10 protein-coding genes are annotated in these 11,795 nt (G+C 71.0%); 7 read left to right on the top strand and 3 right to left on the bottom strand.

Features of this window, described 5'->3' with window-relative positions; genetic code table 11:
• The first annotated feature begins 853 nt into the window (after window positions 1–853).
• Entirely contained in the window at window positions 854–3,460 is a 2,607-nt protein-coding gene (locus tag NOD94_RS29355) for a hypothetical protein (protein ID WP_281209167.1), read from the top strand.
• Window positions 3,461–3,637: 177 nt separating this feature from the next.
• The gene (locus NOD94_RS29350) at window positions 3,638–3,937 is read left to right on the top strand and encodes a hypothetical protein (RefSeq protein ID WP_281209166.1); all 300 of its coding nucleotides are present in this window, start codon (window positions 3,638–3,640) and stop codon (window positions 3,935–3,937) included.
• Between the two features lie 149 nt (window positions 3,938–4,086).
• On the opposite strand, the gene NOD94_RS29345 is transcribed toward NOD94_RS29350, so the two are convergent.
• The 3 genes from NOD94_RS29345 to NOD94_RS29335 form a co-directional block, all read right to left on the bottom strand.
• A complete protein-coding gene (locus NOD94_RS29345; RefSeq protein WP_281209165.1) occupies window positions 4,087–4,851 on the bottom strand; it encodes a hypothetical protein in 765 nt (254 codons plus the stop codon).
• 596 nt (window positions 4,852–5,447) lie between these two features.
• Complete coding sequence (locus tag NOD94_RS29340; RefSeq protein WP_281209164.1) at window positions 5,448–6,002, bottom strand: UTRA domain-containing protein; 555 nt, start codon at window positions 6,000–6,002, stop codon at window positions 5,448–5,450.
• A gap of 49 nt (window positions 6,003–6,051) precedes the next feature.
• Window positions 6,052–6,855 (bottom strand): GntR family transcriptional regulator, encoded by an 804-nt coding sequence (locus tag NOD94_RS29335; protein WP_281209163.1) that lies wholly within the window; start codon window positions 6,853–6,855, stop codon window positions 6,052–6,054.
• A 554-nt stretch (window positions 6,856–7,409) separates the two neighbouring features.
• Here NOD94_RS29335 and NOD94_RS29330 point away from each other — a divergent pair.
• From NOD94_RS29330 to NOD94_RS29310, 5 genes are all read left to right on the top strand, one after another.
• Entirely contained in the window at window positions 7,410–7,595 is a 186-nt protein-coding gene (locus NOD94_RS29330; RefSeq protein ID WP_281209161.1) for a hypothetical protein, read from the top strand.
• A 107-nt stretch (window positions 7,596–7,702) separates the two neighbouring features.
• Complete coding sequence (locus NOD94_RS29325; protein ID WP_281209160.1) at window positions 7,703–9,103, top strand: hypothetical protein; 1,401 nt, start codon at window positions 7,703–7,705, stop codon at window positions 9,101–9,103.
• Between the two features lie 186 nt (window positions 9,104–9,289).
• Window positions 9,290–9,568 carry a hypothetical protein gene (locus tag NOD94_RS29320; RefSeq protein ID WP_281209159.1) on the top strand — a complete coding sequence of 93 codons (279 nt, stop codon included), beginning with the start codon at window positions 9,290–9,292 and terminating at the stop codon, window positions 9,566–9,568.
• Between the two features lie 16 nt (window positions 9,569–9,584).
• Window positions 9,585–10,121: a hypothetical protein gene (locus NOD94_RS29315; protein WP_281209158.1), complete on the top strand. Its 537-nt coding sequence runs from the start codon at window positions 9,585–9,587 to the stop codon at window positions 10,119–10,121.
• Window positions 10,122–10,259: 138 nt separating this feature from the next.
• Window positions 10,260–11,789, top strand: a complete 1,530-nt coding sequence (locus tag NOD94_RS29310; protein WP_281209157.1) for a DUF2637 domain-containing protein — start codon at window positions 10,260–10,262, stop codon at window positions 11,787–11,789.
• Window positions 11,790–11,795 lie beyond the last annotated feature (6 nt).

Here is an 11,795-nt window from a genome sequence, read left to right as displayed (position 1 = left end):
ATATAATTTGTATTAAAAACTTTTACACAAAACGACGCTATTCCAAAATCTCTACAAAACGCGCTGCTTTGTCATGAGAGTGCGTGAGCCGGCTGCGCCGGCTCACCGGGCTACGCTTCGCGTAGCCCGACCGAGGCCGGCCGCTTCGCGGCCGGTGGCCTCGTTTCGCTGCGCTCACTCCGGCTCCAGACCTCTGGGTAGAACGGGTTTTGGTGCCGGGTCGTGCCGGGTTCAGGTGTTTTCGCAGGTCAAAGGGCTGTGGAAAACTTTTGGTTTAGACCACTTATCCCCAGGTGCCATGGAAAACCCGAGGTCAGCGACCCGGCACCAAAAACGGGTTTTGGTGCCGGGTCGGTGCCGGGGTTCGGCTCGGTGCCCGTTTTGAGCGTTTTCCGGCGTGCGAATGTGACGTGTTTTCCACAGGTTGAAATCGAACAATCATTCCCGGCATCAAAATCCGGTTTAGTCCAGGAGCATTCTGCCCAATGACTCCTGGCGCGCCCCGTGTTGTGCGAATGACGTATCGAAAGGTGACGATGCCTCACTCGGTGGGCAATTTCGCGGATCCTGGAGGGGGCGTCAGGTCGCCTTTCGCGCAACCTGCTTGGTGAATCCCGAGGGCGTCGCATCGGGCCCCGTGGCGGGCCGTCAGGAGTCGCGTGGGCCTCGGGGTGCCCACCCGTCGATCGACTCCCCCGGGTGCCGATGTGCGGGCGCGTTCGTGGATGCGACCGCCCCTGCTCCCTTCGGGTGGTCAATCCGAGTCGGGGCTTGCGAGTTATATAACTTCGGCTAGTGTTGATCTCAACAGGACGGCCAACAGGCCACCTGACTCGGCTTCTGAGGAGTAATCATGTGCACTGCAACCATCTTTCAGCGGCTCAAGGACGCCGTAGAAGTAGCGCTTGAGCAGCGGAAGGCTGGCGAGGCGGCGCGCGATGACGCCCAGTACTGGGTGAACGAGGCCGAGTTCGCGCGCACGCAGGTAGAGGCAGAGTCCTACGCCGACAACGCCGAGGAGTGCTCCAAGCTGGCCGGTGAGGCGGTCGGCGAGTGCCGCAAGGCGGTAGCCCGCGCGTCCCGCGCCCGCACCGAACTGCGCAAGGCCGGCGCCGGTGGCCTGGATGCCGATCGGATCATCGAGATCGGGCGCGAGGCACTGGTAGCGGCGAAGGGTGCGGCCGAGGCTGCGGCCGAGGCCGCCGAACAGGCCCGTGTGGAGGCCGAGGCCACGTGCCTGACGTGCGACGAACGGCACTGCGCGTGCAGGGAGATCATGTGCGCGATCCTCGCCCGGACCGGGTCCGGGCACATGCTCGCCATCGACGCCGAGGCGGTGCGGATCGGGGAGCTGATCATGTCCGGGGATGACGATCTGCGTACGGCCGGTCAGATGCTGCTCTGTGACGAGTGGGAGGAGGCTGAGGAGGTTCTCGCCCGTGCCGGCGAAACCCCTACCGAGGTTGCCGAGCGTCAGGGCGCGCTCCGCACGGCCGAGGCAACCGCCGCCGAGGAGTCCGCCGAGCGTCGGAGGCGCGAGACCTACGACGGCCGTACCGCGGCCGATTGGGCGCGGGTGGCCGGTACGCACGCCGAACGTGCCGCAGCGGCCTACGAGGCCGCTGGAGAGGTGTGGGACGACGTGCGCGGCCGTCACGGTCACTGGCTCCCCCTGTACGTCGTCGGTACGGTGCCGGCCGACGTCGCCGAGCAGCGCGCGGCCGATGTCCCCGCGTGGGTCGACGTCGTCGCCGAGGCGGTCCGGGACGCGTACCGACGCACCGACCGCCGGTCGACCACCGCGCACGACATCGCTTGTCTGGCCGGCGCCGAACTCTGCGAGGACCGGCGCCGGCATGGCTTCGGGGACGGCCGGCGCGCGTACGAGCTGAGCGAGCGTGCCCGCGTGCTCGCCGACGCGTGCGAGGCGGACGCCCACACCGCGGCCGAGGCACTCCGCCCGCACGCCGAGGCCGAGGAACTGGCGCGCGCGATCGAGGCCGCAGAATGGCGGCTCGCCGATGCCGAGGACCACTACGAAAGCGCGCAGCGTCCGGGCATGTGGAAGGACATGGCCGGCCGGCGCATCGGAGTTGCCACCGCGCTCCAGCGGGTCATCGGCGCGCGTCAGGCACTCGCAGCCATCAACGGCACCCCGTACCTCGCCGTGCCGGAACTGACCCGGTCCGGGGACGTCCGCGCGTGGCGAGTGGTCGAGTGCTCGACCACCCCGACCACAGGTACCGCGGTGCGGATCGTGCGCAGCATGCCCTCCGAGCAGAACGCCGAGTGCGAGGCGTACCGGCTCAACCGGCAGGCCGAGCACGATCGGGTGCTTGCCCGGATGCGCGCTGATGTGGAGGTGATCGACGCGGCATGGGCTGAGCGGTCCGAGTACGCCGACGTGCCCGTATCGACTCACCTGTGGCACACGGCCAAAACCGCTGTGGAGACCGCCCGCCGGCACATGGCGCGCGCCGAGGCCGAGCGGGGAACCGGTGCGGCCGAACGGTGCGCCGGCCCCGCCGAGGCCGTCACGGACGCGCGCCGCACCCTGGAGTCCTACGCCACCCACCGGGCCGAGGCCGCCGCATGCCACGCTCGGCGGACCGCAGCCGCCCTTGAGGCCGCGCGGTCCGTGCGCGCCGTGCCCGACCACCGGGCGGCGGCCGGCCGCACCCCGCAGGGCACCCTCCCCAAAACCTGGGATGCGGCACTGCGCGACGTGGAGGCCGGCCGGATCCACACACAGGGTGGTATCTGGCATCGCGTCACCCGGCACGTGCCGGCACCCCACCGAACCCCCCGCGTGCTCGCCGGGCTCCTGGCGCTCGGCCTCATCGCCGAGGCAGACGACGTCACCACCTGTGGAACGGTTTGGGGCCACCTCATTCGGCCCGTCACCCTGACCCCGGCCGGCGCTGAACGGATCAGGGCCGAGGTCGAGGTCGAGGCCGGCGAACACCCCGTGGCCGAGGCCGTGCCGGACCCGCGTCCGGCCGAGGCCCCGACCGGGGTCGAGGCACCCCGGAACCGGTACGAGGGGCTCACCGTGGCCGACTGGAGGGCCGTGGCAGACGCGCACGCGCTCCGGGCCACCCGTGCCGGGCGCGACGCCCAGAAGGCCCGTCAGGCCCTTTACGGGCCGGCCCTCCGATGGACCGACACCCCCCGTGCCAACGTGCCCACATGGGCACGGGACGCCGCCCCGGCAGTCGCGACCCTCGTACGGACCGCGCTCCGGCGCGCAGCCGTGGCACAGGAGATGTGGATGAGGATCGGATGGGAGAGCGCGGACGCGGTCGAGGCCGGCGACGTCCTCGCGCCCCGCCGCGCGGCCGAACTGGCCGGCCGCGGTGGCATCCTCGCCGACGCCTGCGAACGCGCCGCCGCCGAGGCCCGCACGCTCACCACCCCACCCCACACGACCCCGACAGCAGGTCGGGCAGAGCGCTCCTGACCCCCCTTTTCAAACAGAGAAGTTATATAACTTCAGCGGTGGGGTCACGGACCCTCTCCGGGGCCCGGTGGAGCCCGCCCGAAGAAGGTCCCCAAAAACACAAGAAGTTATATAAGTTGAGGTATGGTGGTGCGGTGGACCCTCCCGGGGTCCGTACCCGACACGAAAGGCGAGTCCATGGCCACCGCACCCCGCCACCACGCCCGCGTTCCCAAGGTCTACCGAGGCGGCACCGGCAGGCCCACCGACCGTGAACTCACCGACGCAAAGGTGGTCCGCACGGTCAACGTGCATGGACTTGTCTGGGATGCGGGAAAGAAGCGCGCGGCCCGGGACGAGGTATCGATCTCGCACGCCATCGGACTGCTTATCGAGGCCTACGCGGCCGACCTGGTCGACCTTGACGCCATCGTCGTCCAGCTCGACGCGCTAGCCGGCGACGAGCACCAGGCCGCCGTCACCGAACCCGGTACCTGAACCGACGCTGAGCGGCTCGACAGCCGCAGGACCAACCACCGCTGCCCCCGCCCCGGCAATTCCGGCGGGGGCAGACGTGTGCTCGGAGAAGCTTGGCGCCCGACAGTCGGACGGCGCCGGCGGATTGCCCGCCGGCGCCGCAACCTGGCCTAGAACGGTGGGTCTTCGAGTACCCGGTGGCCGGTGTGTCCGGCTGCGAGCGGCAACAGCCCGCCGTGCCCACTGGCCGGCACCCCGGCGGCCTGACGGCGACAGTCCCCGCACAGGTCCCCGTCACGCGCTCCCTGCCCCCGGCGGATGCCACGCCAGCAGCCGACACACGTCACGAGGGCCTCCGGCTCACCCGTGACGAACTCGCGGGCGGAGAGGACGTAGGGAGCCATGCAGTCCCGCAGCAGGGCGGACAGCAACGCCAGGTGGTCATTGGGCGGGTTGTACGGCACGACGTCGATACGGCGCGTTACCTCCACGCTCGGCCACCTGTTGGTGACCAGGATCCGCCGGAGCAGTCGGACCGCGCCGAACGTCTGGTCCCTGTCGGTCGGGGTCCACCAGGCCGCCGCCGCCAGGACCGCATAGGCCCAGCTCTCCTCGGCGTTGCGCCCGACTGGGATCGGGTCGACGTGCTCAATGCCCAGCACCCCGGATTGCAGGATGTACGTGTCGACGTGCCGACCGATGTACCGGTCACCACGTCGGGCGCGGGCAGAGTCCCGCTTGAAGCGGACCAGGACCTCACCGCCGTCCTTGCCGGACAGGTGCTTCCGGTGCACCACCACCGTGTCGGAACTGACGCTGAGAGCCGCCGCGGCCTCCTTGACGGACATCTGCCCGCACCAAGAGCGGTCGGCGTGGGTGGCGTAGAGGACCAGGAGTCGCCGGCACGTACGGTCCCGAACCACGACGCCAGCCACCCAATCGAGCGGAGTCCGGATCTGCTCCACCGGTACGGCGGCCGGGGCGCCAACGCGGGCTCCCTCGACCGGGGTACGGCGGTCCGCCATGATCCGGGAGTGGAGGACGAGATCCGAGAGATGGGTGCGTGTAGCCCGCTCGCCCAGGCCCACAAGAGCCCCCAATGCGGCGGTACTGATTTTCCCGCCCCCGGCCTCGCGATTGCTGGTCAGTGCCTCAAAGAGGGCAATGCAGAACGAGCAGTCGTCGGGCAGTTTTGCGGTGGATTGCTTCACCCGGGTGGGCCCTCCTGACCCCCGTCCGGGGGTCGGTACGCCACTGCCCTGTGGTGCGCTGGGAGAACTCTCCCGTACACTCAGCAGTGACTTCGCAGTCCCCCGCGATAGAGACGGACGCAGTCCGAAGGCGCCAACCTTCGGGTCCGTAGCTGTAGCGGGGTTTTTTTGTGTTTAAAAGTGACCCGCAGTAGCGGGTGTGGCACACGTTACGCCTGATCGAGCGTCAGCAGGTAATGCCCGTCGCTCTCTGTAGCCCGAACTGGCGTAGATCCGTCGGAGGGCCGCTACGCAGGTGCGTAGCGGCCCTCGACTATCGGTCAGTTGAGCGGGACGCCGTACCGGAGTGTCCAGCCCCGGCTGAGAGTGTGCCGGGAGACCTCGACTACGCGACCGTCCTCCGTGGTGCCGGTGTGCGTGATGGTGAGCAGCAGCTCCCCCGCCTCAACTCCGAGGGCCGCCGCCTGCTCGGCGGTGGCCGGCACCTGGGTCACGTCCTCCACGACCTCCACCTGGGTCAGGCCCGCGTCCGCCATGCGGGAGATGATCCCGCCCGCGCCCGTGTCGAGCTGCGCGACGGCCGGTGCGGCTTCCGCGACGAACGCCGGGATGAACGTGTCGCAGAGCTGGACCAGGCGCTCCCCGTCGTACATGCGGCGGCTGCGGATCACAGTGTCTGCACTGTCGCCGAGAAGGGCGGCGACGTCGGCCGGGGCGGCGCCCCGAGTCACGTCTACGTCGGCGCGGGGGGTCCCGCCGGCCCGCTTCGTCTCGGCCTCGAAGGCCCCGTGGGCGCCACCCTCCGCGCGCTGCCGGTAGCGGCTGCGCGCGTCCCGGGTGATTGTCCCGTCAGCGTCGATGGTGTTGCTGGGCATCGTGCGTGCTCCTTGCTGGTGATGGGTGATGTCGGTACGGGGCCGGTGCCTAGTCGGCATCCAACTCCCACGTATACGAGAACCGCCAGATGGTGACGGGCATGACGTGGACCGCGACCTCCACGACGCGGCCGTCCGCAGTCGACGCCTGGTGCAGCAACTCGTACACCTGGCGGTCGTCCGGGATGCTCAGCGCTTCCGCCTCGGCCGCAGTCGGGAAGCGAGCCTCAATCGATTCCCTGATCCGCCGCTGGGCGAACCCGAGGTCGGCAAGGCGTGATTTGCTTCCGCCGGGACCGGTGTCCTGCTGCTCCAGCTGGGTGTCCGCCGCAATATCGAGCGGGAACCAGCTGGTGGCGAGCTGCACGACGAACCCTTGGTCGGAGGCGGAAGCGTCCCGGCCGGCCCTCATGGCGCGGGACCGGTAGACCGCCTTTGCGGAGTGGTGGAGGCCGAAGGCAGTGGCGACGTCCTTCGGCGGCCGGGCCCGACCGATGTCCGTCGGCGACGCCTTGTAGACGAGGCCGAGCCGATTGAGCTCGGCCTCGAAGGCGCCACGGGCGCCGCCTTCGGACCTCGCGTTGGGCTGGTACCTGCCCACCCCGTCACGGGTCAATTTGCCGATGAACGGGGAGACGAAGGAGCCCCGGCCCTGCTGCGTGAAGGCGAGGCCATCCCGCTCCAGCGCGCGGAACACGTCCCTAGCGGTCTGGAACGCGATGCCGTGAGCCGCCTGGAGATCCGCCACCGAAGGGAGTTTGTCGCCCGGCCCGAAGCCGGGGGCGCTGCGCTCGATCTTCCCGCGCAGTTCGGCCGCGATCGTCTCGACTTTGCCCGGTTCTTTCTTGGCCACGGCCGTCCGCCTCTCGTTCGTCGCTGTGATGGTCCCTGTCCGGGACAGCATCGCATAGCTAGTTGAGCATCGAAAGTTGGGGGCGTCAATCGGAGTTTCGTGGCGCTGATTCCCAGTTCAGGCGACACCCCTCGACACACTCAACTAGTTGGGTTGACAGGGGGTGCAAGAGGTGGGTTAATCGATCCGTGGCCGCACTCAACTAGTTGAGTGCGGGGCGATTGGTCCCGTTTGATCCGGGTTTTCGCGTCCATGTGCACCGACGGTTCAGGCCGGGCGGTGAAGGGCCCCGGGACAGAGCGGGGCGAGGTAAGTCGGCGGCGCCTTCGGGCGACCTGGGCAACGCCGGACAGGTCCGCACCGGACCTAAGACCCCGCAGGTCGTCTTGTGGGGAACCGGTGATGCAACACCCGCACGTCGTACGGATTCAGTCCATGACCGCCGCCTCCTCGGGGCGGTCGCGGGCCGTGGCCGTACGGCCACCCCGAGACCCCGTGGCGCTACCGACGCTGACGGGGTCTCCGCACGTCAGCACACGCACCAGGAGGCCACTGTGAATGACTGCACCGCCCCGGCCGGCGAGGACGACCAGGACCAGCCGAGGATGACGATCCGCGTGAGCCGCGACGGGGGCCGTACCTACGGGCCTGCGGTCGAGAGCCGCGCTGGAGCGGGCTCGACGCCCATGTACTCGATCCAGTTCCCGCCGTGCCAGTGCCCCAGGCACCGCACCGACTGACCTCCACTCACACAGCGGACGGCCCCACCGGAGGCGCTACCGACGCCTTGACCCGGTGGGGCCGTCCCAGCACATCCCCATCCGACATCACCGGAAGGAGCGCACCCGTGGACACTATCGCCCCTGAGTTCGACCGCGCCGCATGGCGTGATCAGTACCTCGCCGAGACGACCGCGCCCGGCCTGCACTGGACCGCCCGCCACCTGGACGCGGTCGAGCACGCGGCCGGCCCCGGGATCGTCGCCGAGGCCGGCGCCTACCGACTCACCGTCGGGGGACGCCGGATCGCCGCCGAACGCATCACCGGCCTGACCGAGGCCGGTTTCCTGGCGGCCCCGGTGGACGGCATCGTGCGCGCCACCGCCGACGGGGTGGAGGCGGCCCGTCGGATCCGCATGGTGCCCGACGTGCTGATGACGGACGCGGATTGGGCCGCGCGGGCCCGCCGGGTGCTGCGTGCGAACCAGTCGCTCTCGACCACCAGGGCGTGGGGCCGGGTCCTGCCGTGCCTGCCTGGTGGTGCCGAGGCCGCCCGCCGGGCGCACGCCGCCCGGGAGCAGCGTGCGGAGTGGGCCCGGCAGGACGCTGTCCGTCGGGCAGAGGTGGAGGCACTCAGGGCCCGCACCGAGGCCAGGGAGGCGGAGTTGGAGGCCCGCCGAGCCGCCGAGCAGGCCGAGGCCGAGCGGGTCGAGCGCTACGGGTGCGGGCGGTGCGCCGACGTCGCCCCGGTGGAGGCCCGGTGCGGGATCTGCCAGCACGCGCCGTTCGCTCCCCCCGTGCCGCCGACACCGCCGGTGAACGTCTACGAGCCGCAGCCGGCCGAGGACGTCGCCGCGGTGGCCCCCCGCCGCACCTACGTGAGCGTTCGGCCGTTCACGGCCGCCGGCCGGACCGACGCCCGTCTCCACTTCAGCGCCGCCCGGGGGTGGCGGGCCGCCGAACACAAGGCCGTCGCCGTCGAGCTGGCGTCCCTGTTCGGCCTGACCGCCTCGACCCCGCGCCGGATGCTGGCGGACGGTCGCCCCGAGGGCCGCGAGGAGACCCGTCTCCTCCTGGTGGTCGGAGCCGAACGCCAGATGACCCGCTACCTCCGTGCGCTCCCGCAGGTGGTGGCCGCGCTGGAGCGTCTGGCCACACGGGCCGCCCGCCGCTTCGGGACGTGGCGCCGCTCCCTGCTGGCCGTCCTCGGCGGACACCTGGACGCCGAGACCCCGGCCACCCTGCAATCCCGGGCACGCGCGTTCCGCTCGGCGGTCCTCGCCCGGCTGACCGTCGCCATGCGATCCGGCGCCCCGGCCTCGTCGACCACGGACGTTCGGGCGGCCTTGTGGGACCAGGTGAACGCGGTGGTCGCCGAGGTCTGGGAGGCAGGCTCCGTCGACCCCTGGACGCTTGCCGTCGACCAGGAGCACCACCAGGCCGTGGCCGAGGTCCCCGAGGAGCCGGTCGCCGGGATCACCTACCGGACTCTTCCGGTACGGGCCCCGGCCGTCGCGCTCGCCGCCTGACACCCCGCGACGAAGGGTTCCACCGGGGCCGCTACCGACGCCCCCACCGGAACCGCTCCGTACACCCCCTGCCGACATCACCGGAGGAGAGACCATGCACGCCACCACCGCCCCCGCCGTTCCCACCGACTCCGACCCCGACGCCGACGAGGCCCTCCGCCGCGTCCGGGCGGGCCGGTAGGTCCCATGCCGTCCTCAGCCCGCAATCACCCGTACTTCCGGGTGGTCACCCGGCGGGACGGCCGGCTCTGCGCCACCCCGGCTTGCTGGGAGCTGGCAGCCGTCCTCACCCCACGGAATCTGGCGGCGCGCCTGGTGGACGCCGTCCGCCTGGACGCCGCCGGCCTTCTCGCCGTCTGCTCCGGCTGCGCCCGTGAGCGCGACGACGCCGGGCGCAGCGCGCGGGAGGCCGCCACCGCGGCGGGTCTCGCCGCCGCACAGCTCAGCTTCGACATCACCAACTGACCTGAGGGGAACCTCGATGTATCGCATCGTCCGCACCACCGCGCACGCCGCCCTGCACGCCGAGCTCGACCAGGCACGCACGGGCCAGGACCAGGCGCTCACCGAGCTCGACCGGATGACCGCCGAGCTCGACCGGACGACTGCCGAGCTCTACCAGGCCCACGAGGCGCAGCGCATCATGGAGGAGGGTCTGCTGTCGGTGATCCGGCAGGTGACCGCCGAGCGTAACCAGGCGCGTGCCGAGGCCGCCGAGGCCGGCGCCGAGGTCGCCGAGGCGCGGGCGCAGGTTCTCCTCGATGCCGAGGACCGGGTAGCCCTGCGGACCCTGCTGCGGGTCGCACGCAAGCAGGGCGACGCCCTCACCCGCGTCTACGTCCTCTTCCGTCGGGGCACGCTGCACAGTCTCCACCGCAGCATGGCGGAGGCGGAGAGGGCGGCTGAGGCCGAGGGCGCTCCGCGCGACGGCTGGACTGCCCACACGCCGGGCGCGGCTTTTCCGCCGGCCGCCGAGGTCCCTTGGCGTGTCCAGCCGTTGGCACTCGGCACCCCGTGACGTTCGAGCGGGCCCGCGCGAACGTCGCTGCGGGCCCGTTCCCGCCGCCCTCAGTGCCGTTCCCGTTGCGTGTGCCGCCGTTCCCGGAGCACGTTCCGGACCCACGTACCCCTGATCTGATCCTGTGGAGGTATCACCGTGGCTACTGCCGCGATGCCCCTGGCCGGGGCCGAGCCCCGGCCCGTTCCTGCCGTACCGTCCCCCGTTCCCGTCGCGCGGCCGACCGTTCCCGCCGTACCGGCTGACGTTCCCGCGAAGCCGAAGCGGGATCGGGCCGGACTCGCCGGGCGGGCGCTCCTGGCCGTCGTTGTTCTCGGCGGCGCCGCCCTCGCCGCGATCGGTTTCGCGGGGTCGTACGCGTCCCTGGAAGCCCTCGCGGTGAAGAAGGGGTTCGGCGACTTCGCCCCCTGGTTCCCGATCGGCGTGGACGCCGGAATCATCGTCGCGCTTGCCGCTGACCTCTACTTGGTCCGCCGGGGGATGTCCTGGCCGTTCCTGCGACCTCTCGCCCACGGCCTCACGGTGGCCACGGTGTGGTTCAACGCGAGTGCCGGCCCCCGCTCCCCGATGCAGGACCCGGTGGCCGCCGCGATGCACGCGGTCATGCCGATCCTGTTCGTGGCCGTGGTGGAGGCATGCCGGTTCCTGGTCATCCGCACGGCCCGCCTGGACGCCGGGCAGGACGACAACGCAGCCATCCCCCGGCACCGCTGGATCCTCAGCCCTTACCGGACCTTCGGGATGTGGCGGAACCTCAAGCTGTGGGCCCTGGCCACGTACGAGGAAGTCGTCAAGCTGGAGCAGGACCGGCGCGTCTACCGCGTGATGCTCATCCAGAAGCACGGGAGCGTTCGCAAGGCCCCCGAGGTCGAGCGTCTGCCGCTGACCATGGCCCGGTACGGGCTCAGCGTCGAGGCGGCCCTGGCACTGCCCCGGCAGGCTGCGGAGCGCGAGCAGCGCCGCCGGGACGCCGAGGAGGCCGCCAAGGTCCAGGCGGAGGCGCTGAAGGCGCAGCGGGCCGCGCAGGCGGATATCGCCCGGATCCGCGCCGATGGGATGGTGCAGGCCGCGCAGCACGAGGTGACCGCGTCCACGCAGCAGGCCGCGGTGACCGCGCGGGCCGAGCTGGTCGCCGCTGAGCGGGCCGCCGAGACCGAGGCGCAGGCACTGGAGTCGGCGGTCGCCGCCGAGGCCGAGGCCCGCCGCGTGCGCGCCATCAAAGAGGCGGCCGAGGACCGGGAGCAGGCGGCGGGAATCGCGGCCCGCGCGGCGGAAATCGAGGAGACCGCAGCGGGAATGGAGCGGCGCGCGGCGGAAATCGCGGAGCAGACGGCGAAGGCCAACGCCCGCGCCGAGGCCTACCGGAAGCAGGCCGTCGAGGACGAGAAGCACGCGACGGAAACGGCTGCCCACGTCGCGGAAATGCGGCTGCGCATCGCGGGAATCGAGAAGCGCGCGGCGGAAGTCGAGGACGAGGCGCGGCTGAGTCAGAAGGACCGCAACGTCCTTCGGGTTGCCCGCCGAGCGCTCCTGGAGAACGGCGACGTCGAGACGATCCCGCTCGAAGCGATCGTGGAGGAGTTCGGCGTCTCGACCACTACCGCGTCGAACTACCGGAAGTGGGCGGCGGAGAAGATCGCGGAGGGCTACCGGCCCGAGGGGATCTGACGCACC

It is taken from the genome of Streptomyces sp. Isolate_45 (assembly GCF_024721315.2).
In the GTDB taxonomy this organism is placed as follows: domain Bacteria; phylum Actinomycetota; class Actinomycetes; order Streptomycetales; family Streptomycetaceae; genus Streptomyces.
This window is presented reverse-complemented; position numbering and strand designations above follow the sequence as displayed.